Consider the following 24,123-nt stretch of genomic DNA (forward strand, 5'->3'; position numbering starts at 1 on the left):
ATAGAAGGAGGAGGTGAGAATATGATGCAACAACACCATAATCAACATAATTGTGGCAATCAGATGGGCAACCAAATGGGTAACCAGATGGGCAACCAAATGCAGCCAATTGTCTGTCCGACGCAGTATCGGTTTCATAACCAATTTGTTCCACAAGTCGTTCCTGTGATTCATCCGATCGTTAACGTGAACCGTGAATATACAGTTCCAGTACCTCGTCACTACTACACAGAGACAACTGAAAATGTATCAGGTGGAATGGTAATGCCTGGCTACGGTCCAGGAGGTCCTCGACCAGGTATGGGTGGTTTCGGTCCCGGTCCAGGAGGCTTCGGTCCAGCAGGTATGGGTGGAACTAGACCTGGATGGAGAGGTCCAGGATGTAGACCAAGGTTCTGATTTCGTTTTATGGTAGAATACAACTATCATAAATTCGATCTGAGGGTGAATCTGTTGAGGGGTTTAAAATATGTCATACCTATTATGATCTTAGTAATGGGAACTAGTTGGGTCATGCTGTCTCGTAACCACCAGGAAGTTTCGGACGTGGCGCGTGTATTGATTACGATTGGTGCAACGATCGTGAGTGGAGTTATTTCCTACTTCCTGTTTCCGAAAGAAGAAGGCGAAGAAGAGTGAAAAAGTGGGGCCCCTTTTACGCAGGGGTCCCACTTTTTTATGTTCAAAAAGAAACGCAGAAAATTTGGGGTCTAAACTAAGGCATGGATTGTCAACACTAAGCATGTTGCAGGCGCAATGCTTATCAATTGCGAAAGAATAGGAATGTCCTGTACAATTAAGTCAAAGATAGTCAAAGTCAATGGCTTATCGTCCGAAATGAAAGAGGTGAGAACGTGCGAAACATTTCTGACATTATTGAAGGATATTTAAAGGCAATCCTCGAAGAAGAACAGAGTGGTAAAGTTGAAATTAAGCGGAATGAAGTTGCCGAGAAGTTTCAATGCGTACCCTCGCAAATTAATTATGTCATTAATACACGTTTTACAGTGGAACGTGGATATGCTGTTGAATCGAAACGAGGCGGTGGTGGGTATATCCGTATATTTCGAGTTCAGACAAATTCACGTAAAGATCTAATTGACCATATATTGATGGGGCTAGAAGAAGGAGCCTCCAATACAATGGCGCTGGATGTAGTTTATCGGCTTTTAGAAGAAGATGTAATTTCTGAACGGGAATCAAAACTAATTTTAGCAGCTGTCGATAGAATGACGTTGCGACTTCCACTTCCTGAACGAGATGCACTACGTGCGCGAATCTTGCAGTCAATGCTTTTAACACTTATTTATGAGCAAATGGAATAAAGAAAGACGTTAATTAAACCGATTTGAGGTGACTTTCGATGATATGTGAAAAATGTAAAGAACGACCTGCTACTGTCATTCTAACGAAAGGGCATATGGGAGAGTCGATAGAGCATCATTTATGTGAAAAATGTGCGTTTAAATCCGAGGCGTTTAATTTTGACCCGAATCAAGAACCATTATCGATTCAACAGTTTCTTTCGCAATGGTTTGGCGGTGCAGACCTTTTTCAGGCACCTCAACAGACGCGCACAGCGGATGGTACGGATTTAGATTGTCCCTCGTGTGGTTTAACATTTAGGAAGTTCCTTGATATTGGAAAGTTTGGTTGTGCAACCTGCTATGAAACGTTTCGAGAGAAGTTACCAAGCGTCTTTGGGAAACTTCATAATGGACATTCTTCACATACTGGTAAAATCCCGATTTCATTTAACCAAATATATGCGGTAAAAAGAAAAATTGAAGAAATTCGAAACAAGATGAATGAGGCAGTAGAATCCGAACGATTTGAAGAAGCTGCAGCTTTACGAGATGAAGCGAATTCATTAAAGGAACAATTGGTTAACGGAGGTGACGAAGTTCATGACGATTGAGAAATTCATTCAAAGTGCGGTGACGGGTTGGATGGCCGCACACGGTGAACATTCGGACATAGTAATGTCAACCCGCATCCGGTTAGCGAGAAACTTGACAGGGTACCGTTTCCCAATTGCTTTTACTGAAGACGATGCATTGGCAGTGGATAAGGCGGCTACAGGTACTTTGGTTGATTCCAAAAATACAGAATACACGTATATGAAAATGTCGGAATTGCCTACTCTGGAACGTCAGGTTCTGGTAGAGAAACATCTGATTAGTCCTCATTTGGCAAACCCGGACCGGCACGGCGCGGTCATTTTGTCTAAAGACGAAACGGTAAGCGTGATGATAAATGAAGAAGATCATATACGCATCCAATGTATTTACCCAGGTCTTCAATTAGAGGCTGCATACGAGAAAGCTGATGCTGTCGATGACTTGCTTGAAAGTGAGTTGGCTTATGCTTTTGATGAAACCTTCGGATATATGACAAGTTGCCCTTCTAACACGGGCACTGGGATTCGTGCATCGGTTATGATGCATCTCCCGGCGTTGACAATGACGAAGCAAATTGATCGGATTATTCCAGCGATTTCTCGGCTCGGTATGGTCGTTCGCGGAAGTTACGGTGAAGGTAGCGATGCGCCGGGGAACGTCTATCAAGTGTCTAACCAAACGACTCTAGGTAAAACGGAAAAAGAGATTCTTTCGGATTTAGAGAATATTGCTTCTCGATTAATTGCGCATGAGCGTAAATCTCGTGAAGTTCTTTTGGCGAAATCTCGTCTAGCACTTGAAAATAGATTGTTTCGCTCGCTTGGAACAATTGTCTATGCAAGACTTTTGCCTTCAGGAGAGGCGGCACGCTGTCTATCGGATGTACGGCTTGGCATTGATCTAAATATTATTCAAGATGTAGACGTTTCGATATTGAATGAATTGATGATTTTTATGCAGCCTGGTTTTCTTCAGCAATTTGCTGGAGTGGAATTATCGCAAGAAGAACGTGATACATTTCGAGCGAAACTCTTCCGTGAACGATTGAATATTGAGGGTGGGTCAACATCGTTTGAAGAAAAATTAGAAGATTGAGCAATAATTTTGCACGGTCCTCACCTATACAGTATGTTAAGGTCAAAGTTAGTCAAGAAAGAATATAATTGTTAGGTATGAGAATCAAGTAGTTTGATTATATATAGTAGAAGGAGAGGACTGAATATGATGTTTAACCGATTTACACAAAGGGCACAAAAAGTGTTGCAACTCGCACAAGATGAGGCAATTCGCATGAAGCATGAATCTATTGGAACAGAACATATCTTACTTGGTCTTATTCGAGAAGGCGGCGGCATTGCTGCAAAGGCACTTGAAGCGATTGATGTGAGTTTTGAAACAATCGAACAAGGTGTAGATAAGCTTGTGGGTGCAGGAACAAAAGATGTTGGTCCAATTGTTCATTATACACCGCGTGCTAAAAAGGTTATCGAGCTTTCTGTTGATGAATCAAGAAAGTTAGGACACTCGTATATTGGAACGGAACATATTTTACTAGCACTTATTCGCGAAGGTGAAGGAGTTGCAGCACGTGTTTTAAGCAATGCTGGTGTCAGTTTAAATAAAGCGCGTCAACAAGTTCTCCAGTTACTAGGCAATAATGATAGTTCCGTTGGGAATCAGGGGACTTCAAATTCTGCAGCAACGCCAACGCTAGATAGCTTAGCGCGAGATTTAACCGAAATTGCGCGAGAAGGTACTTTAGATCCGGTGATTGGTCGAAGCAAAGAAATTACCCGTGTTATTGAAGTGTTAGCACGTCGTACCAAAAACAACCCTGTTCTAATTGGTGAGCCTGGTGTTGGTAAAACAGCAATTGCTGAAGGATTAGCGCAACAAGTGATTAATAATGAAGTGCCTGAAATCCTTCGTGATAAACGAGTGATGACGCTTGATATGGGAACCGTTGTTGCGGGTACGAAATACCGTGGTGAATTTGAAGATCGTATGAAAAAAGTGATGGAAGAAATTCGTCAAGCGGGCAATATTATTTTATTCATAGATGAGTTGCATACATTAATTGGCGCTGGTGGAGCTGAAGGTGCAATTGATGCATCGAACATTTTGAAACCATCTCTTGCACGTGGAGAGCTGCAATGTATCGGTGCAACAACGCTGGATGAATACCGCAAATACATTGAAAAAGATGCAGCGCTCGAGAGACGTTTTCAACCCATTCAAGTTGATGAACCAACAGTTGAAGAAACAGTTCAGATACTTTATGGACTCCGAGACCGTTATGAAGCGCACCATCGTGTGAAGATTACGGATGAAGCGATTGACGCGGCTGCTAAGATGTCGGACCGATACATTTCGGATCGTTTTCTTCCGGATAAAGCGATTGATTTGATTGATGAAGCAGGTTCTAAAGTGCGTCTACGATCGTATACGACGCCACCTAACTTGAAAGAACTCGAATTGAAGCTGGAGGCAATCCGCTCTGAGAAAAATGCGGCTGTTCAAAGTCAAGAATTTGAAAAAGCAGCGTCCTATCGGGATACAGAACAGAAAATAAAAGAAGAGTTGGAAACGACAAAAACGGCATGGAAAGAAAAGCAAGGAAAAACAGAGTCGAAAGTGACAGTTGAAGATATTGCAGAAGTTGTTGCAATGTGGACTGGAATTCCTGTATCTAAAATAGCAGAAACAGAAACTGCAAAATTACTGAACATGGAAGAAATGCTCCATGAACGTGTCATTGGGCAGTCTGAAGCCGTAACAGCTATTTCCCGGGCAATTAGACGTGCACGTGCGGGTCTTAAGGATCCGAAACGCCCAATCGGTTCATTCATCTTCCTAGGGCCAACAGGGGTAGGGAAGACGGAGTTAGCAAGGGCGCTAGCGGAAGTTATGTTTGGTGATGAAGATTCGATGATTCGAGTAGATATGTCAGAGTACATGGAAAAACACTCGACTTCACGTCTAGTTGGATCACCTCCAGGATATGTAGGGTATGAAGAGGGCGGCCAGTTAACGGAAAAAGTTCGTCGTAAACCTTACTCCGTAATTCTTCTGGATGAAATTGAAAAAGCGCATCCGGATGTCTTTAACATCCTTCTACAAGTACTTGAAGATGGTAGATTGACGGATTCCAAAGGCCGTACGGTCGATTTTCGTAATACGGTTGTCATCATGACGTCAAACGTCGGCGCACAAACATTGCGTAAAAATCGATACGTCGGATTTAACTTGCAAGATAATGACAGAGATTATGAGGGCATGAAATCTGCGATGCTAGAAGAGTTGAAAAAAGCATTCCGTCCAGAGTTCTTGAACCGCGTAGATGAAATGATTGTCTTCCATTCGCTTGAGAAAGAACATTTACGAGAAATCGTCACGCTGATGGCAGACGAATTATCAAAACGCTTAAAAGAACAAGATATCGTACTTGAAATCACGGACGATGCAAAGCAGAAGATTGCTGAAGTTGGGTATGATCCAGACTACGGAGCTCGTCCTTTACGTCGTGCAATTCAAAAACACATTGAAGATCGTTTGTCTGAAGAGCTCCTTAAAGGGAATTTATTGACGGGTGGCAAAGTTGTGGTTGATGTGAAAGACGATGAGTTTGTCGTGAACAGGAATGAAGATAAGCCTAAAAAAGAAAAAGTTGAAAAATAATAAGTGAACAGGATAGTCCATCCATCGATAAAATTTCGATGCGACTGGGCTGTCCTTTTCGTATTGGGAGGATTACATGTCAAAAAGAAAGTCAAAATTCGTATGTAAGTCTTGTGGTTACGAGTCGCCGAAGTGGATGGGAAGATGCCCTGGTTGTGGCGAATGGAACACAATGGATGAAGAAGTAGAAGTTGTTTCAAAGGGGCCGCGTGGTGCCTTTCAACACAGTGCCAATGTGAAGCAAAAAGCTATGCCTATTAGTGCCATTGAAACTTCGGACGAACCACGTATCGACACGGATTTAGAAGAGTTGAATCGGGTTCTTGGTGGGGGTGTTGTGCCTGGTTCACTGATCCTAACAGCTGGTGATCCTGGAATTGGGAAATCGACACTACTTCTTCAAGTGTCTTCATTGCTTGCAAATAAAGGGCATCGCGTTCTTTATATTTCTGGTGAAGAATCGATTCGTCAGACAAAGCTGCGTGCACAACGGCTTGGCGTCACTTCAGAAGAGCTTTATATATATGCAGAAACAGATTTAGAGCAAATTCATCATACAATTGAAGAGGTAAAGCCGCGATTTGTAATCGTGGATTCAATTCAGACAATCCATCATCCTGAAGTGAAATCAGCACCCGGAAGTATCACCCAAGTGCGTGAGTGTACAGCGGAGCTTATGCGTATTGCTAAAACTGAAAACATCGCTATCTTCCTTGTTGGTCACGTAACGAAGGATGGGCAAATAGCTGGGCCACGTCTACTTGAACATATGGTGGATACAGTTCTCTACTTTGAAGGGGAGCGGCATCATACATACCGGATTTTACGTAGTGTGAAAAACAGATTTGGTTCTACAAATGAGATTGCCATTTTTGAAATGCTTCAGTCGGGATTAAAAGAGGTCCTGAATCCTTCGGAGTTATTTTTACGCGAACGATCACAAGGGGGAGCAGGATCAACAGTTGTTGCTTCTATGGAAGGAACAAGACCAATTCTTGTTGAAATTCAGGCACTCGTTACACCATCCAGCTTTAATTATCCGAAGCGTATGGCGACTGGACTCGATCAAAACCGAGTTTCGCTCTTAATGGCAGTTCTTGAAAAACGTATGGGTATGCTCTTACAAGCACAAGATGCATATATAAAAGTTGCGGGTGGGGTCAAACTAGATGAACCTGCAATCGACCTTGCTGTTCTCGTAAGTATTGTTTCGAGCTACCGGGACGCTGCTGCTGGATTATCCGATTGCTTTATCGGAGAAGTTGGACTTACGGGTGAAGTACGTCGCGTTTCGCGAATTGAACAAAGAGTGTCAGAAGCCGCGAAACTGGGTTTTGAGCGCGCGATTATTCCTTCGTCAAATCTTGGTGGGTGGGACTATCCAAAAGGGATTCAAGTAATTGGTGTAGAAACTGTTAGTGATGCACTGAAAATAGCTTTTACAAAGTAGAAAATGAGGGGGTTACTGTTCGGGTAACCCTATTACTAATAAAATTAAGGAACTCTGAATTGCCTATAGGCGTCCAATGAGAGTAGGCAGATGATTTTTGTTCCTGGAAAAAAGGTTAAACAGAGTGATATAAAGGGTAAACATGTATAATTAACTTTAAAGGAGGTGGATTCAATGTTGAAAAAAGTTGTTCAAGCTTCATTTCTACTTATCGGAGGTACGCTCGGGGTCTTATTCTTACCGCACTTATTTAAATTATTTTCTTTTACTACGAACCCATTCATAAATAACCCGTACGTTTCTGCCCTAGTCGGTGCTGCTTTATTAGCTTTTATTAGTGTTTTTCTAACGATGCCACTTGTTAATTTGATTAAGTGGATGGAAGATCGTTTGTTAAAGGCGCCTATATTCGATTTGATATTCGGAACAATCGGCCTTATGGTTGGCCTAAGTGTAGCGTTTCTCGTCAGTTTCGGATTAGGAAGTATTCAGATTGGATTTATATCGGATGTACTGCCTATTATTTTGTCCGTTATTTCTGGTTATCTTGGATTCCAAGTGGGATATAAGAAGCGTGAAGAATTTATGAGTGCAATGCAGGCTACAAAAAATGTAGGTCAAAAAAAGAAAGATGGAAACGGGGAGGCTTCTACAAAGCATGGAAACCTGCACAAGTTGCTTGATACAAGTGTAATTATCGATGGTCGAATTGCAGATATTTCCTCAACAGGTTTCTTAGAAGGCGTCTTAGTCGTTCCGCAGTTTGTCTTAACAGAACTTCAACATATCGCAGATTCATCGGATACGCTGAAAAGGACAAAGGGAAGAAGAGGCTTAGATATACTGAAACGCTTGCAAACATCAGATGGACCTACTATTTTAATTACGGATGAAGATATCGCAGATACGCCAGAAGTTGATTTAAAACTTGTGCGTCTAGCAAAAAAAATGGACGGTCTTGTTGTAACGAATGATTTTAATTTGAATAAAGTTGCAGATCTTCACGGAGTACCCGTACTAAACATCAACGATCTTGCGAACGCGGTCAAGCCAGTAGTAATTCCAGGTGAGGATATGCACGTTGTTGTTATTAAAGACGGTAAAGAGCATAACCAAGGAATTGCATATTTGGACGATGGTACAATGATTGTTGTTGAAGAGGGTAGATACCATATTGGTAACGCGATAGACGTTGTTGTAACGAGTGTTCTGCAAACATCTGCAGGACGGATGATTTTTGCGAAGCCGAAGAATGGGAAAACAGCACGTGCAAATTAAGTTCTTATAGGATAGAAGAGGAAGATGGATTGTGGAGTATACAGTGATTATGCCAGCAGCAGGAAGCGGACAGCGAATGGGTGCAGGGCAAAATAAATTATTTTTAGAACTTGGTGAAAAACCAATTCTTATTCATACGTTAGATGTATTTGAACGGGACCCAGCATGTAAAGGAGTTCTTCTTGCTGTTAAAATAGAAGAGCGAGAAGAGATGCAAGCGATGTTGGATCAGTTCGGAATTACGAGAGTCCTCGGTTTAATTGAGGGTGGAAGCGAAAGGCAATATAGTGTTGCAGCTTGTATTAAGGCGTATAATGGGGGCGGCATTGTTCTTGTACATGATGCTGCTCGCCCATTTGTTCCTCGTTCAATTATAAGGGAACTTGTTCAAACTGCTCATGAGTTTGGGGCAGCAATTGCAGGTGTTCGTGCGAAAGATACAATGAAGTTTGCTTCTGATGGAGTCATCGAGGAAACAGTCGACCGAGAAAAACTTTGGATTGTTCAAACTCCTCAGGCATTTAGGTTTGATGTTCTACAAAATGCATCCAACCGAGCGATAGAAAATGGGTTTTTGGGTACGGATGAATCCATGTTGGTTGAACGACTTGGGCATTCCGTAAGGATTGTTGAAAGTACATATGATAATGTAAAGATGACGACCCAAGAAGACCTCGTCTTTGGAGAAATTTTATTGAAAAGACGACGAGAGGAAGATGAAAATGATTCGAATTGGACAAGGGTATGATGTACATAAATTTGAAGAGGGGCGTCCGTTAATAATTGGCGGGATAACAATTCCTCACACGAAAGGACTAGTTGGTCATTCGGATGCAGATGTGTTGCTGCACACAATTACGGATGCGGCGCTCGGGGCAATTGGTGAAGGGGATATTGGAAAGCATTTCCCTGATACGGATGTGGCATTCAAAGATGCTGATTCTGCAGTTTTGCTAGAAAAGGTATGGGAACTTGTTAAAATGCGTGGATATAAGCTCGGCAATATTGATTGCACAATTATTGCGGAAAAACCAAAAATGTCACCGCATATTGAAGCGATTCGAGAACGTATAGCGGAGTTACTCGAAGCAGATGTTACACAAGTTAACGTGAAGGCGACAACAACTGAGAAATTAGGATTTACCGGTCGAGAAGAAGGAATTGCATCTTTAGCAGTAATTCTCTTAACTTCAATCAATCAATAAAGGAATTTAAAATTATAGGAGGCTTTTATATTATGACAAAAGAAGTTCGCGTACGCTATGCACCAAGTCCAACTGGGCATTTACATATAGGAAATGCCAGAACGGCATTATTTAACTATTTATATGCACGAAATAAAGGTGGGAAATTTATTATTCGTATTGAAGATACCGATGCGAAACGTAATATTTCCGGCGGTGAAGAATCACAACTGAATTACTTGAAGTGGCTCGGCATCGATTGGGATGAAAGCATTGATGTAGGTGGAGATTTTGGTCCATATCGTCAATCTGAGCGAAATGATATATATGAAGGTTTATATAACCAATTGCTAGAGGAAAAGAAAGCTTATAAATGTTATTGTACAGCTGAGGAATTAGAGGCAGAACGTGAAGCACAAATCGCCAAAAATGAAATGCCGCGTTATAGTGGAAAGTGCCGCAATTTATCAGATGAAGAGCGTTCTGTACGTGAAGCAGAAGGTAGAGAGCCTAGTATTCGTTATGCTGTTCAACCTGGAAAAGTCTATACATTTAACGATATGGTGAAAGACGATGTATCATTTGAGTCGGACGGCATGGGCGACTTTGTCATTGTGAAAAAGGATGGAATTCCAACATATAACTTTGCGGTTGCTGTTGATGATCATTATATGGAAATTACGCATATTCTTCGCGGAGATGACCATATTTCAAATACGCCAAGGCAACAAATGATTTACGAAGCATTTGGCTGGAAAGAGCCGAAATTCGGTCATATGACATTGATTGTCAACGATGCACGTAAAAAACTAAGCAAGCGTGACGAATCTATTATTCAATTTATCGAGCAATACGAGGAGTTAGGGTATCTCCCTGAAGCTATTTTCAACTTCATCGTATTTCTTGGTTGGTCACCGAGTGGAGAAGAAGAAATCTATTCGAAAGAGGAGCTTATTTCTATTTTCGACGCGGATCGTTTATCGAAATCCCCAGCTGTTTTCGATAAAAATAAGTTGATGTGGATGAATAACCAATACATTAAAAAGTTATCGATTGACCAACTAATCGAACTGACATTGCCGCATTTACAAAAATCCGGTGCACTACCAGAAGAATTGTCGGCTGAACAAACGGCATGGGCACACAGTTTAATAGCTCTTTATCAAGACCAATTGAGTTACGGAGCTGAAATTGTTGAACTTTCTGCCCAGTTCTTTAAAGATGAGATTGAATATGATGAAGCATCCCAGGCAGTCCTTGCGGGCGAACAAGTTCCTGAAGTGATGACCTCGCTTAAAGCTCAATTTGAAGCGCTTGAGGTTTTCGACGCTGAATCAATTAAAGCGGCTATCAAAGCTGTCCAAAAAGAGACGGGTCATAAAGGGAAGAACTTATTTATGCCAACGCGTGTTGTTACAACAGGACAGACAAATGGTCCAGAATTACCGACTGCGATTGCACTTATTGGAAAAGAAGTTGCAATTGAACGAGTTTCAAAATTTGCAGTGCAGTAATATTGACATTCGTTAGTTGCAGTGTAGAATAAAAGTAATTAATTGAATGTGCCTTGAAATCAACGATAAGGAAAAGTACACAGTGTAAGCTCTTCAGAGAGGATCGTCACCGGCTGCAAGCGATCCGAGTCTCTGCAATGTGGAAATGCCCCTTTGAGAGCCGAGCCGAACATTAAGTAGGCGTGGACGTATCACCAGCGTTATTCGGTGTAAAGCGGGAAGGTGCGTAACCTTTCAAGCGGAGTGGAACCACGCAATGAATGCGTCTCTGTCATTTTCGACAGAGGCGCATTTTTTAATATCTAAAAATAAAATGGAAATAACCCGAAAGAAAGGAGCAGAACTGTGATTCGAAGAATGAAAGAAGACGTCGACTGCATTTTAGACCAGGATCCAGCTGCGCGCGGCAGATTTGAAGTTATTCTCACATATTCTGGATTGCATGCAATTTGGTCACACCGAATTGCACATGCTTTCTACAATAAAAGGTTTCTATTCTTGGCGCGAGTAATTTCGCAAGTAAGTCGCTTTTTTACAGGAATTGAAATTCATCCTGGGGCTACAATTGGACGACGTTTCTTTATGGACCATGGCATGGGAATTGTAATTGGAGAAACGTGTGAAATCGGTAACGATGTAACGATCTATCAAGGAGTTACTCTTGGTGGTACAGGGAAAGAAAAAGGGAAAAGGCATCCGACACTTCACGACAACGTCTTAGTTGCAACAGGCGCGAAAGTACTTGGTTCCATTACAATTGGTGAGAATAGTAAAGTTGGAGCTGGATCGGTTGTACTGAAAGATGTGCCCTCGGAATCAACGGTTGTAGGAATACCGGGCAAGATTGTCGTTCGAAATGGTGAAAGAGTAACAAGAAGACTGGATCATCAAGACCTTCCGGATCCCGTAGCAGATGAATGTAGTAAGCTTGAACGGGAAATAAAAATATTAAAAGAGCGACTTGACCGATTAGAAAAGTAAGGCATATTGGAAAGGGGATTTATTATGAGCATTCAAATTTATAATACATTGACGAGACAGAAAGAACCTTTTATTCCGTTGGAAGAAGGAAAAGTGAAGATGTATGTGTGTGGCCCTACCGTTTACAACTATATTCATATCGGTAATGCACGTCCTGTTATTGTTTTTGATACAGTCAGACGCTATTTAGAATACAGTGGATATGACGTGAAGTATGTATCGAATTTTACAGACGTTGACGATAAGATTATTGCAGCTGCGAAAGAGCTTGGCGAAGACGTTAAGGAATTGACGGATCGCTTTATTGAGGCATTTTATGAAGATGTTTCTGCTTTAGGATGTGGGAAAGCGGACGTTCATCCGAGAGTTATGGATCATATCGAGGACATTGTATCGTTTGTTCAAGTACTTATTGAAAAAGGTTTTGCGTACGAATCACAAGGTGACGTATATTACAGAACAAAAAAGTTTGAAGGGTACGGCAAGTTATCTAAACAATCAACAGAAGAGTTGATTGTTGGGGCGCGTATAGAAGCGGGCGTTAAAAAAGAAGATGCACTTGACTTTGTCTTATGGAAAGCTGCAAAAGATGGAGAGATTTCATGGGAAAGTCCATGGGGTGCTGGCCGACCTGGTTGGCATATAGAGTGTTCAGTAATGGCGCGCGAACATCTTGGCGATACGATGGATATACATGCAGGTGGGCAAGACTTAGCATTTCCTCACCATGAAAACGAAATCGCTCAGTCAGAAGCGTTGACGGGAAAACAGTTTGCACGTTATTGGATGCACAACGGTTACATTAATATCGACAACGAAAAAATGTCGAAGTCACTAGGCAATTTTGTTCTAGTAAACGATATACGAAAAAAAATAGACCCTCAAGTATTGCGGTTTTTCATGTTGTCCGTTCATTATAGGCATCCGATCAACTTCTCGCGGGATCTTATTGAAAGTGCAGAAAATGGTCTCGAGCGTATTCGAACGGCTTATAATAATTTAAATCATCGACTTAATTCTTCAGCAGATTTGGGAGACCAAAACGACATATGGAATCATAAAGTCGCTACGTGCAAGGCGGAATTCAAAACCGCAATGGATGATGACTTTAATACAGCGAATGGTATTGCCGCTATATTTGAGTTGGCAAAACTGGCAAACGTTTATCTTTTGGAGAAAAATACACAAGCTGAAGTCATAAAGAACTTCATTGAAACGATGGAGGAACTCATGGCGGTCATTGGAATTCCAATCAGCGGAGCATCCAACTTACTCGACGAGGATATCGAAGAGCTAATTAACGAACGACTAGAAGCTCGTCGCACGAAAGACTTTGCTCGTTCTGACGAAATTCGTGATGAGTTGAAGGAAAAAGGCATTCTCCTTGAGGACACGGCACAAGGGACGCGTTGGAAAAGGGGATGAAGCAAGTGTATTCACTAAGGGATATTGACGTAAAACAATTAAATGCCCTCGCCCTTGCCTATATGGGCGACGCAGTCTATGAACAAGCGATACGAGAACATCTCCTGCGTTCAGGGCGTGTTCGACCGAACGTGTTGCATAAGGAGGCGACTCGGTACGTCTCAGCTAAATCACAGGCAGTAGTTATCAAAGAAATGCTGAGCTCTGGATTTTTTACAGAAGAAGAAGAAGCTGTAATGAGACGTGGTAGAAATGCGAAGTCAGGATCTGTTCCGAAAAATACTGATGTCGTCACATATAATCACAGTTCGGGATTCGAAGCGGTACTCGGATTTTTGTACTTGCTTCGAAGAACTGAAAGAATTGAAGAGTTTATCAATGAGTCCATACGTATTATTGAGAACCCAGAGAAAGAGGGAACGTCATGACAGAAAATGAAACGGAATTATTAGGTGGGAAAAATCCTATCGCAGAAGCACTTCGGTCAGGAAGAGAACTAAATAAAATTTGGATAGCTGAAGGACTTAACAAAAAAAGTATCGGGGAAATTCTCTCGCTTGCCAATGAAGCAAAAGTTATTGTTCAAGCTGTTCCGAAACGAAAGCTCGATGGCATGTTGGATATGAATCATCAAGGGATTGTTGCTTCAGTTGCGGCTTATAAATATGCCGAACTCAGTGATATCTTGGCTGTAGCGACTGAACGCGGAGAAGATCCATTCATTCTTATTTTAGATGAACTTGAGGATCCGCATAATCTAGGGTCAATACTGAGAACGGCAGATGCTTCAGGAGTTCACGGAGTTATTATTCCTAGACGTCGTGCGGTTGGCCTTACGGGAGTCGTTGCGAAAGCATCAACAGGTGCAATTGAGCATATTCCGGTTGTAAGGGTGAATAACCTCTCGCAAACAATAGAAGAGCTTAAGAAAATGGGTGTTTGGATTGCAGGGACGGATGCTGAAAAGTCGACTGATTATAGGTTGATGGATGCAACATTACCGCTTGCAATAATTATAGGTAGTGAAGGCAAAGGGATGTCGCGAATATTGAAAGAGAAATGCGATTTCCTCTACCACTTACCTATGAGAGGTCATGTTACATCACTCAATGCCTCGGTAGCGGCATCACTTCTCATGTACGAAGTGTTACGCAAGCGGCAAGCTAACCAAACTGAGGGATGAAAAAGGATATACTCCTTGTCGATGGATATAATGTCATTGGTGCGTGGGAGGAACTACGCAAGATGAAAGAAGAGCGGCTTGAGGATGCTCGAGACCGCCTTATCGAGAGAATGGCAGAATATAAGGGATACACGGGTTGGCGCGTCATTATTGTTTTTGATGCGCATTTGATAGCGGGAATTGAAAAAAAGAAACGCAGATACGACTTGGAAATTGTTTTTACTAGAGAAAAAGAAACAGCTGACGAACGGATAGAAAAACTTGTAAGTGAATTAAAGGGAAGAACTGTACAAATTCATGTAGCGACATCCGACTTAACAGAACAATGGGTAATCTTTGCACAGGGAGCTCTTCGGAAATCAGCGCGCGAGTTAGAAATAGAAATGGATGAGATTGATAAATTTATATCAGTACAAGTTAAGGATATTCATAGCCAACAACCACTATCTAAAATACCTTTATCGGACGAAGTTGCAGAAAAATTCGAAAAATGGCGCCGGGGAATGAAATGAAGGCTTGACGTAAAAAATTTCCATACGGTATACTTGAAAGAGGACCTATGAAAAGTCGGGGTGATCCAGTGGTGGAAAAGATGTTGGTTAGTGGCAGAGTTTCTAATTTTACAGGATTAACAGATGAAGAGATTATTGAGATTATCCATAATGGCAATACTGATGCACTCGATTTTCTGATTACTAAATATCGGTCGTTTGTACGACTGAAGGGGCGTTCTTATTTTTTAATTGGCGGCGATCGGGAAGACATTATTCAAGAAGGAATGATAGGTCTCTACAAAGCGATTCGTGATTTCAAGGCGGATCGACTTAGCTCTTTTAAAGCGTTTGCAGAGCTCTGTATAACTCGCCAAATTATTACGGCGATTAAAACAGCGACTAGACAGAAGCATATCCCTTTGAATACATCTATCTCATTGGACAGGCCCGTATACTCAGAGGAATCGGAGCGCACTCTTCTAGACATGGTTCCAGGACCGACCCTCGATGATCCAGAGGATTTAATAATTCATAAGGAAGATTTTATTCACATGGAGAAAGAGATGAATAAGGTTTTGAGCGGTCTTGAGAAGCAAGTGCTTGCTCTTTACTTAGAAGGTCAATCCTATCAGGAAATTTCAGATGAATTGAATCGACAAGTTAAATCAGTCGACAATGCACTCCAAAGAATTAAGAGGAAGCTTGAACGATATATGCAGGTTGAAGCTGTACGTTAGACGTGTTGACACCTTGAATGTAAGATGTTACTCTTTAGCAAGACTATAAGTCGTATAGGGTGGTAAAATGACTAAAAAAGTAATATTAAGCTGTGATGTATGTGCTTCCAGGAATTATTCTGTTCCAGCTCGAAAAGATAAGCCTGCAGATCGGTTAACTTTAAAAAAGTACTGTAAGCATTGTGATGGACATACAGTCCACAGACAAACGGCATGACAAAGCAAGCTGACAGGCGTATTATATATTTATTCGGAGGGTCACAATACAATGGGTAAGATTACTAGTTTTTTAAAAGCCGTAGTCTCAGAAATGAGAAAGGTTAGTTGGCCGCGTCGAAAACAGTTGACACGTTATACAATTGTTGTTCTTACGACAGTTATTTTCATGGCCGTTTACTTTGCACTTACAGACCTTGGTATATCAAGTGTAATTGAGTGGTACCTTGCGTTATAATAGAACAGAATAAATAATCCCTTGATAAAATGGCCCGTCCTGTAGAGTGTACGGGTTTTTCATTTTGTACGGGAAAAAGGAGGGGCGGACGAACAGTCCTTGTCACTATGGAGATGGAGAAAAATTGGTACGTCGTTCATACGTACTCTGGATATGAAAACAAAGTGAAAGCCAATCTAGAGAAACGTGTAGAAACGATGGGAATGCAAGATAAGATATTTCGTGTCATTATCCCAGAAGAAGAAGAAACTGATTTCAAAGATGGTAAGAAACGTACAGTTTTGAAGAAAACGTTCCCAGGATATGTTCTCGTAGAAATTATTATGACGGATGATTCATGGTATGTTGTTCGTAACACGCCAGGTGTTACTGGATTTATTGGTTCTTCAGGTGGAGGAGCGAAACCAACGCCTTTACTTCCAGAAGAAGTAGAATTTATCCTGAAACAAATGGGTGTCAAAGAGGGTAGGTTGGAAATCGACTTTTCTCTTGGCGAAATGGTTCAAGTGCTTGAAGGTCCATTTGCTCACTTCCAAGGTAAAGTGGAAGAGATCGACGAAGCTAAAGGAAAAGTAAAAGTTTCTGTAGACATGTTTGGTCGCGAAACGAACATGGAATTGGATTTTGAACAAATTGAAAAAATATAATTAAATAACACTTGCGCACTATGCGATTTAGTGGTATCATTTCAAAGGTCAGGCTGTTATCTAATAGTTTGAACAGATTAACACATTCTACCGACGCATGTCGGCAGGCACATATTGAGTGGGAGGGGCAACCCAATTACCACATCACGGACTTAAGGAGGTGTGTCTCGTGGCTAAAAAAGTTACTAAAGTTGTTAAATTGCAAATCCCTGCAGGGAAAGCGAATCCGGCTCCACCAGTTGGGCCAGCGCTTGGTCAAGCAGGTGTGAACATAATGGGATTCTGTAAAGAATTCAACGCGCGTACAGCGGATCAAGCAGGTCTAATTATTCCTGTTGAGATTTCTGTATTTGAAGACCGTTCATTTACATTCATTACAAAAACTCCACCGGCAGCAGTATTGCTGAAGGTTGCAGCTAATCTTCAAAAAGGTTCTGGAGAACCAAACAAAACGAAGGTTGCTACTGTAAAACGCGATAAAGTTCGCGAAATTGCAGAACAAAAAATGCCAGATCTTAACGCGGCGTCGGTTGAAGCGGCGATGGCTATGGTTGAAGGTACTGCACGCAGTATGGGAATCACGATCGAAGATTAATTTCGGTTAAGATGTTTTGTTCGTAGTGGGGGTTGCGGTGGTTCGTTAGGACACGCAACCCTTATTCGTGGGAGGTTTAACCCGTTAAAACCACAAATGAGGAGGAAATTTTAAATGGCTAAAAAAGGCAAGAAAATCACAGAAGCAATTAAGCTTATTGATAGCTCAAAAGTTTACAACGCAGCGGAAGCAGTAGCACTAGCTAAGCAGACAAGCACTGTAAATTTTGACGCGACAGTTGAAGTTGCATTCCGTCTTGGAATCGATACACGTAAAAATGATCAGCAAATCCGTGGAGCAGTTGTGCTTCCAAACGGTACAGGTAAAACTCAACGCGTTCTTGTTTTCGCAAAAGGTGAAAAACTTAAAGAAGCGGAAGCTGCTGGAGCTGACTATGTTGGAGATGCAGATTACATCGCAAAAATTCAAAAAGGTTGGTTTGATTTTGACGTAATCGTTGCAACACCTGATATGATGGGTGAAGTTGGTAAGATTGGTCGTATTCTTGGACCAAAAGGTCTTATGCCAAACCCTAGAACAGGAACTGTAACTTTCGATATAACTAAAGCAATTGAAGAAATCAAAGCTGGTAAAGTTGAATACCGTGCTGATAAAGCTGGAATTATTCACGCGCCAATTGGTAAGGTTTCTTTTGAAGATGACAAATTAGTTGAGAACTTCTTAACTGTATTTGAAACAATTCAAAAAGCGAAGCCTGCTTCAGCTAAGGGGACATACATGAAGTCAGTTAACATGACGACAACAATGGGTCCTGCTATTAAAGTTGATGCTTCAAGTGTTGTTGTAGCAAAATAATATTGACAACTGAATTATCTTCTAGTAAGATAACTCTTGTTGTTAATTAATAAATTGGATACAATTTTATTTGTAGGGAAAGCGATAGCTTTTGTTATAATGTAATTGACAATATTCATTTGTACCGTAGACAGTAGGAGCGGCTTGCCGCTTAAAATTCCTACCGAGGACAAAGACGCTCTTTTCTTATAAAGATGACGACTTTTCAGCCCTCATGTCTACCTATGTAGACATGAGGGCTTTTCATATCGGTATGAGTGACACGAAACTTAATAGGAGGTGTCCAAATGAGCAAAGTATTAGAAGCGAAACAAGCAGTTGTTGTTGAAATCGCGGATAAGTTAAAATCGGCAGCGTCAGTTGTTGTTGTTGACTACCGTGGTCTAAACGTAAGCCAACTAACAGATCTTCGTAAGCAATTACGCGATGCGGGTCTTGAGTTTAAGGTTTATAAAAACTCAATGACACGTCGTGCAGCTGAAGACGCGGGACTTGAAGGGTTGAATGAATTCCTAACAGGACCTAACGCGATTGCGTTTTCAACTGAAGATGTTGTTGCTCCGGCAAAAATCCTTAACGATTTTGCTAAGAAAAACGACAAGTTAGAAATTAAAGCAGGCGTTATCGAAGGATTGGTAGCATCTCAAGCTGACGTAAAGGCATTGGCAGAACTTCCATCACGCGATGGTCTACTATCTATGCTACTCAGTGTTCTACAAGCACCAATGCGCAACCTTGCTGCAATCACAAAAGCAGTTGCAGATCAAAAAGAAGAACAAGGCGCATAATTTTGCGGCTTAAAGATACATTTGCGAGTTAAACTCGACAAAACAAATATTAGGAGGAAATTATAATGACTAACGAACAAATCCTAGAAGCTGTTAAAGCAATGACAGTTCTTGAACTTAACGACCTTGTAAAAGCAATTGAAGACGAGTTTGGCGTAACAGCTGCTGCACCTGTAGCTGCTGCTGGTGGCGGAGCTGCTGTTGAAGAAGAGCAATCTGAATTCGACGTAATCCTTACTGCTGCTGGAGACAAGAAAATCCAAGTTATCAAAGCAGTACGTGAAATCACTGGTCTTGGCTTGAAAGAAGCTAAAGCAGTAGTTGACGAAGCACCAAAAGCTGTTAAAGAAGGCGTAACAAAAGAAGAAGCTGAAGAGCTAAAAGCTAAACTTGAAGAAGTTGGCGCATCAATCGAACTTAAGTAATTCTTATTGAATAAATGAAGAAAAGCTCGTCGGCGAAAGACGGGCTTTTCTTCATTTACCTTTCTTTTAGATACTTTTATAAGAGGGAGAGGGACTATAATGTCTGAACATTATTATTCCAAAGATCCAGTGGTGAAAAGCAATCAAGCTGAATGGACAACCGAATTGCGTGGGAAAAACCTTCGATTTAAGACGGATGCGGGAGTTTTTAGTAAAGGGGAAGTGGATTTTGGTTCACGACTTCTTATTGAAACGTTCACCTTACCCGAAATTACAGGCGATGTCCTGGATGTTGGTTGTGGATATGGTCCTATAGGTTTATCGGTTGCAATGTTAGCGCCCGAAAGAACTGTTCATATGGTTGACGTTAATGAACGAGCGCTTCATCTTGCGAAGTTAAATGCTGAATTAAATAAAGTTGAAAATACAAAGGTCTATTCAAGCGATGCACTAATGGCGGTAACGGCTGAAGACTTTGCTGTGATTGTAACAAACCCACCAATTAGAGCGGGAAAGACAACGATTTTTAATTTTTATGACGGTGCATTTTCGAAGTTGAAAACCGGTGGAGAGTTATGGGTTGTTATCCAGAAAAAACAGGGTGCCCCATCAACTATTAATCGGTTATTAGAGCTCTTTGGTACAGTCGATACTGTTGTGAAAAAAAGAGGATACTATATTTTGAAAGCTAAAAAGGCTTGACTTTCAAATGAATATACGATAACGTTATAAGATGCATAAATTAATATCATGCGGTCGTCTGCCTTTTTGCATGAAACATGCCAAGAGTTGGTATACTGACGATGTATAAAAGATTATCAAACCGAAAATGAGCTCTTGCTAGAACTCGTTTTCTTTTTTGTTTTTTGGATATCATACACTACTTTTATGATATCGCAAAGAACTAATATTGCATTTATAAGGGGTGAATGAGTTGACAGGTCATCTAGTCCAATATGGTCAACACCGTCAGCGTAGAAGTTTCGCAAGGATCAGCGAAGTGTTGGATCTTCCGAATCTAATTGAAATACAGACGGCATCTTACGAGTGGTTTTTAGAAGAAGGTTTACGGGAAATGTTCCGTGATATTTCTCCAATTCAAGACTTCACGGGAAATCTTTCATTAGAATTTGTCGATTATCATTTAGAAGAGCCTAAATATCCGGTTGACGAATCTAAAGAGCGTGACGTAACTTTTGCTGCACCGCTTAGAGTGAAAGTTCGACTCCACAACAAAGAGACTGACGAAGTGAAAGAGCAAGACGTTTTCATGGGTGATTTCCCACTTATGACAGAAAACGGTACGTTCGTTATTAATGGTGCGGAAAGAGTAATTGTTTCGCAACTTGTTCGATCTCCAAGTGTTTACTACAATGCCAAAGTGGATAAAAACGGAAAGCGTGGATTTGGCGCAACCGTAATTCCGAATCGTGGTGCCTGGTTAGAATATGAAATCGACGCAAGAGATGTGGTACATGTACGAATTGATCGGACGCGTAAATTGCCGATTACAGTACTTCTTCGTGCGCTTGGCTTCTCTACTGACGAGGAAATCATCGAATTGATTGGTGATAACGAGTATTTACGTAACTCGCTTGAAAAAGATAATACGGAAAACTCCGAAAAGGCCTTGCTTGAAATTTACGAGCGACTCCGCCCAGGTGAGCCACCTACGCTTGATAGCGCGAAGAATCTCCTATTCTCACGCTTTTTCGATGCGAAAAGATATGACTTGGCGAATGTTGGTCGCTACAAGATGAATAAGAAACTTCATGTTCAAAACCGCTTGTTCAATCAAACGCTTGCTGAAACACTTGTTGATCCTGAAACAGGTGAAATCCTTTTGGAAAAAGATGAACTTATCGATCGCCGTGCGCTCGACCGTCTTTTACCTCACTTGGAAAAAGGGATTGGATTTGAAGAAATCTCCCATGCAGGTGGCGTTCTTGATGAGAACATTACAATTCAAACAATCAAAGTGTACGCACCGAATAATGAAGAGAAACAAGTAATAAATGTAATTTCTAACGCATATGTAGAAGATGCGATTAAGCATGTTACGCCTGCAGATATAGTTGCTTCAGTTAGCTATTTCTTCAACCTTTTACATGGTATTGGAAATACAGATGACATAGATCATTTAGGAAATCGTCGTTTACGTTCAGTAGGCGAACTTTTACAAAACCAATTCCGCATCGGACTTTCACGTATGGAGCGTGTAGTTAAAGAACGAATGTCAATTAATGATACGCAGTCTATTGTACCGCAACAACTCATTAATATTCGTCCAGTAATCGCGTCCATAAAGGAATTCTTCGGAAGTTCTCAATTATCACAGTTTATGGATCAGACAAACCCGCTTGCAGAACTAACGCATAAGCGTCGATTGTCTGCCCTTGGACCCGGTGGTTTAACTCGTGAGCGCGCAGGTTTTGAAGTACGTGACGTTCACTATTCTCACTACGGTCGAATGTGTCCGATTGAAACCCCAGAAGGACCAAACATTGGTTTAATTAACTCCCTTTCGACATTTGCGAAAGTGAATAAGTTTGGGTTTATTGAAACTCCATATCGTAAGGTCGATCCAGAATCAGGCCGAGTAACATCTCAAATAGACTACTTAACTGCAGATATAGAAGATAATTACGTGGTTGCTCAGGCAAATGCGATTCTTGCAGAAGATGGTTCATTTGTTAATGAGGGTGTTGTAGGTCGTTTCCAGGGTGATAACACGGTGTTTAAACGTGATCAAATTGACTATATGGACGTTTCTCCTAAGCAGGTTGTTTCTGCTGCAACGGCATGTATTCCTTTCCTAGAAAACGATGACTCTAACCGTGCATTGATGGGAGCAAACATGCAACGACAAGCTGTCCCTCTTCTTAATCCAGAAGCACCATTAGTTGGTACTGGAATGGAGCACGTTTCAGCGCGTGACTCAGGTGCTGCTGTTCTTTCTATCCATGAAGGTGTCGTAGAGCATGTAGAAGCGAAAGAAATTCGTGTTCGACGAATTGAAACAGTTGATGGAAAAGAAGTCAAAGGTGACTTAACAGTATATCGCCTAGACAACTTCATCCGTTCAAACCAAGGAACTTGTTATAACCAACGCCCGATTGTTAGTGTTGGTGATCGAGTTAAACCGAACAACATTCTTGCAGATGGCCCTTCTATGGAACAAGGCGAACTTGCACTTGGGCGTAACGTCCTTACTGCATTCATGACTTGGGAAGGTTTTAACTATGAGGATGCAATTATAATGAGCGAACGACTTGTGAAAGATGACGTATACACTTCAGTTCATATCGAAGAGTACGAATCTGAAGCGAGGGACACAAAGCTCGGTCCTGAGGAAATTACTCGTGACATTCCAAACGTCGGAGAAGAAGCGCTTCGTCATTTAGATGACCGTGGAATCATTCGTATTGGAGCCGAAGTTCGTGATGGAGACATTTTAGTAGGTAAAGTGACGCCGAAGGGTGTAACTGAACTTACTGCAGAGGAAAGACTTCTTCATGCAATTTTCGGTGAAAAAGCACGTGAAGTACGTGATACATCTCTTCGTGTACCACACGGAGCTGGTGGAATCATTCTGGATGTAAAAGTATTTAATCGCGAAGATGGAGACGAGCTACCACCAGGCGTTAACCAACTCGTTCGTGCCTACATTGTTCAAAAGCGGAAAATTTCCGTAGGTGACAAAATGGCTGGACGACACGGTAACAAAGGTGTTATCTCTAGAATCTTACCTGAATCCGACATGCCTTATATGCCAGACGGCACACCGATTGACGTTATGCTTAACCCTCTAGGTGTTCCATCACGTATGAATATTGGTCAGGTTCTTGAAATGCACCTTGGTATGGCCTCTCGGGCGTTAGGTATTCATATGGCATCCCCAGTATTTGACGGAGCAAACGAAGAAGACGTTTGGTCAACAATGGAGGAAGCTGGTATGGATCGTGATGGAAAGACAATCCTGTATGATGGTCGTTCAGGAGAAGCTTTTGATAACCGCGTATCTGTTGGTGTGATGTATCTAATCAAACTTGCGCATATGGTTGACGATAAACTTCATGCTCGTTCAACTGGACCATACTCTCTTGTTACTCAACAGCCACTAGGCGGTAAAGCTCAGTTTGGTGGACAGCGTTTTGGAGAGATGGAAGTTTGGGCGCTTGAAGCATATGGAGCAGCTTATACACTTCAAGAGATTTTAACTGTGAAATCAGATGATGTTGTAGGACGCGTAAAAACGTATGAAGCAATCGTCAAAGGCGAAAGTGTTCCTCAGCCAGGAGTTCCAGAATCCTTTAAAGTACTAATTAAGGAACTACAGAGCCTTGGTTTAGATGTGAAAATGCTATCTGCTGATTTCGAAGAGATAGAATTGCGCGATCTTGATGAAGATGATGATATGCAACCAACCGATGCTTTGAATTTTGTTAAAGCAGATTAATAAAACGGTTTGTTGATTTAATAAAATAAAGAGGAAAAGAGAAATCATTTTCCTCTTTATAGTTAATAAAAGGTACAGGCTTGCTCGGAAAAGGCAATCGCTAACTAAGACAAG

General features: G+C 41.4%; 26 protein-coding genes and 2 other annotated features. All 26 genes read left to right on the forward strand.

The genetic code is table 11. The features are described from left to right. The first annotated feature begins 21 nt into the window (after positions 1-21). The 26 genes from ACXYMX_RS04475 (at position 22) to rpoB (ending at position 24,009) form a co-directional block, all read left to right on the forward strand. A complete protein-coding gene (locus ACXYMX_RS04475) occupies positions 22-399 on the forward strand; it encodes a hypothetical protein (protein WP_459043040.1) in 378 nt (125 codons plus the stop codon). A 54-nt stretch (positions 400-453) separates the two neighbouring features. Next, positions 454-639 carry a histidine kinase gene (locus tag ACXYMX_RS04480; protein ID WP_459043041.1) on the forward strand — a complete coding sequence of 62 codons (186 nt, stop codon included), beginning with the start codon at positions 454-456 and terminating at the stop codon, positions 637-639. Positions 640-854: 215 nt separating this feature from the next. After that, entirely contained in the window at positions 855-1,325 is a 471-nt protein-coding gene (locus ACXYMX_RS04485; RefSeq protein ID WP_459043042.1) for a CtsR family transcriptional regulator, read from the forward strand. Positions 1,326-1,363: 38 nt separating this feature from the next. After that, positions 1,364-1,918, forward strand: a complete 555-nt coding sequence (locus ACXYMX_RS04490; protein ID WP_459043043.1) for a UvrB/UvrC motif-containing protein — start codon at positions 1,364-1,366, stop codon at positions 1,916-1,918. Beyond that, positions 1,908-2,996, forward strand: a complete 1,089-nt coding sequence (locus tag ACXYMX_RS04495; protein ID WP_459043044.1) for a protein arginine kinase — start codon at positions 1,908-1,910, stop codon at positions 2,994-2,996. Before ACXYMX_RS04490 ends, ACXYMX_RS04495 begins: the two co-directional genes overlap by 11 nt. A gap of 126 nt (positions 2,997-3,122) precedes the next feature. Next, the gene (locus tag ACXYMX_RS04500) at positions 3,123-5,579 is read left to right on the forward strand and encodes an ATP-dependent Clp protease ATP-binding subunit (RefSeq protein ID WP_459043045.1); all 2,457 of its coding nucleotides are present in this window, start codon (positions 3,123-3,125) and stop codon (positions 5,577-5,579) included. A gap of 76 nt (positions 5,580-5,655) precedes the next feature. Further along, positions 5,656-7,029, forward strand: coding sequence for a DNA repair protein RadA (gene radA / locus ACXYMX_RS04505; protein ID WP_459043046.1), 1,374 nt, complete (start codon positions 5,656-5,658; stop codon positions 7,027-7,029). Between the two features lie 174 nt (positions 7,030-7,203). Next, positions 7,204-8,307 carry a PIN domain-containing protein gene (locus ACXYMX_RS04510; RefSeq protein WP_459043047.1) on the forward strand — a complete coding sequence of 368 codons (1,104 nt, stop codon included), beginning with the start codon at positions 7,204-7,206 and terminating at the stop codon, positions 8,305-8,307. A 31-nt stretch (positions 8,308-8,338) separates the two neighbouring features. Then, entirely contained in the window at positions 8,339-9,055 is a 717-nt protein-coding gene (ispD, locus tag ACXYMX_RS04515; protein WP_459043048.1) for a 2-C-methyl-D-erythritol 4-phosphate cytidylyltransferase, read from the forward strand. Further along, complete coding sequence (gene ispF, locus ACXYMX_RS04520) at positions 9,030-9,512, forward strand: 2-C-methyl-D-erythritol 2,4-cyclodiphosphate synthase (RefSeq protein ID WP_459043049.1); 483 nt, start codon at positions 9,030-9,032, stop codon at positions 9,510-9,512. The genes ispD and ispF overlap by 26 nt, the downstream gene beginning before the upstream one ends. A 32-nt stretch (positions 9,513-9,544) precedes the next feature. Further along, positions 9,545-11,005, forward strand: a complete 1,461-nt coding sequence (gltX, locus tag ACXYMX_RS04525) for a glutamate--tRNA ligase (RefSeq protein ID WP_459043050.1) — start codon at positions 9,545-9,547, stop codon at positions 11,003-11,005. Positions 11,006-11,058: 53 nt separating this feature from the next. Next, positions 11,059-11,278 (forward strand) — a binding site (T-box leader). 84 nt (positions 11,279-11,362) lie between these two features. Beyond that, positions 11,363-11,986 (forward strand): serine O-acetyltransferase, encoded by a 624-nt coding sequence (gene cysE, locus ACXYMX_RS04530; protein WP_459043168.1) that lies wholly within the window; start codon positions 11,363-11,365, stop codon positions 11,984-11,986. 24 nt (positions 11,987-12,010) lie between these two features. Then, positions 12,011-13,411, forward strand: coding sequence for a cysteine--tRNA ligase (cysS, locus tag ACXYMX_RS04535; RefSeq protein ID WP_459043051.1), 1,401 nt, complete (start codon positions 12,011-12,013; stop codon positions 13,409-13,411). Further along, positions 13,408-13,839: a Mini-ribonuclease 3 gene (locus ACXYMX_RS04540; protein WP_459043052.1), complete on the forward strand. Its 432-nt coding sequence runs from the start codon at positions 13,408-13,410 to the stop codon at positions 13,837-13,839. Before cysS ends, ACXYMX_RS04540 begins: the two co-directional genes overlap by 4 nt. Further along, positions 13,836-14,594 carry a 23S rRNA (guanosine(2251)-2'-O)-methyltransferase RlmB gene (gene rlmB / locus ACXYMX_RS04545; protein WP_459043053.1) on the forward strand — a complete coding sequence of 253 codons (759 nt, stop codon included), beginning with the start codon at positions 13,836-13,838 and terminating at the stop codon, positions 14,592-14,594. Before ACXYMX_RS04540 ends, rlmB begins: the two co-directional genes overlap by 4 nt. Next, entirely contained in the window at positions 14,591-15,106 is a 516-nt protein-coding gene (locus ACXYMX_RS04550; RefSeq protein ID WP_459043054.1) for an NYN domain-containing protein, read from the forward strand. The genes rlmB and ACXYMX_RS04550 overlap by 4 nt, the downstream gene beginning before the upstream one ends. Positions 15,107-15,186: 80 nt before the next feature. After that, complete coding sequence (gene sigH / locus ACXYMX_RS04555) at positions 15,187-15,825, forward strand: RNA polymerase sporulation sigma factor SigH (RefSeq protein WP_459043169.1); 639 nt, start codon at positions 15,187-15,189, stop codon at positions 15,823-15,825. Between the two features lie 67 nt (positions 15,826-15,892). Further along, on the forward strand, positions 15,893-16,042 hold the full coding sequence (gene rpmG, locus ACXYMX_RS04560; RefSeq protein WP_459043055.1) for a 50S ribosomal protein L33: 150 nt from the start codon (positions 15,893-15,895) through the stop codon (positions 16,040-16,042). Between the two features lie 51 nt (positions 16,043-16,093). Continuing rightward, positions 16,094-16,279 (forward strand): preprotein translocase subunit SecE, encoded by a 186-nt coding sequence (gene secE / locus ACXYMX_RS04565; RefSeq protein WP_459043056.1) that lies wholly within the window; start codon positions 16,094-16,096, stop codon positions 16,277-16,279. A gap of 113 nt (positions 16,280-16,392) precedes the next feature. Next, entirely contained in the window at positions 16,393-16,926 is a 534-nt protein-coding gene (gene nusG, locus ACXYMX_RS04570; RefSeq protein WP_459043057.1) for a transcription termination/antitermination protein NusG, read from the forward strand. Between the two features lie 169 nt (positions 16,927-17,095). Continuing rightward, positions 17,096-17,521 carry a 50S ribosomal protein L11 gene (rplK, locus tag ACXYMX_RS04575; RefSeq protein ID WP_459043058.1) on the forward strand — a complete coding sequence of 142 codons (426 nt, stop codon included), beginning with the start codon at positions 17,096-17,098 and terminating at the stop codon, positions 17,519-17,521. Positions 17,522-17,635: 114 nt separating this feature from the next. After that, positions 17,636-18,337, forward strand: coding sequence for a 50S ribosomal protein L1 (rplA, locus tag ACXYMX_RS04580; RefSeq protein ID WP_459043059.1), 702 nt, complete (start codon positions 17,636-17,638; stop codon positions 18,335-18,337). A gap of 106 nt (positions 18,338-18,443) precedes the next feature. Then, positions 18,444-18,592: a sequence feature (ribosomal protein L10 leader region), on the forward strand. 32 nt (positions 18,593-18,624) lie between these two features. Then, entirely contained in the window at positions 18,625-19,125 is a 501-nt protein-coding gene (gene rplJ, locus ACXYMX_RS04585; RefSeq protein WP_459043060.1) for a 50S ribosomal protein L10, read from the forward strand. Positions 19,126-19,190: 65 nt separating this feature from the next. Then, entirely contained in the window at positions 19,191-19,550 is a 360-nt protein-coding gene (gene rplL / locus ACXYMX_RS04590) for a 50S ribosomal protein L7/L12 (protein WP_459043061.1), read from the forward strand. Between the two features lie 99 nt (positions 19,551-19,649). Then, positions 19,650-20,252, forward strand: coding sequence for a class I SAM-dependent methyltransferase (locus ACXYMX_RS04595; RefSeq protein ID WP_459043062.1), 603 nt, complete (start codon positions 19,650-19,652; stop codon positions 20,250-20,252). Between the two features lie 223 nt (positions 20,253-20,475). Next, entirely contained in the window at positions 20,476-24,009 is a 3,534-nt protein-coding gene (gene rpoB / locus ACXYMX_RS04600) for a DNA-directed RNA polymerase subunit beta (RefSeq protein WP_459043063.1), read from the forward strand. Positions 24,010-24,123: the final 114 nt, after the last annotated feature.

It is taken from the genome of Sporosarcina sp. CAU 1771, assembly GCF_054482775.1.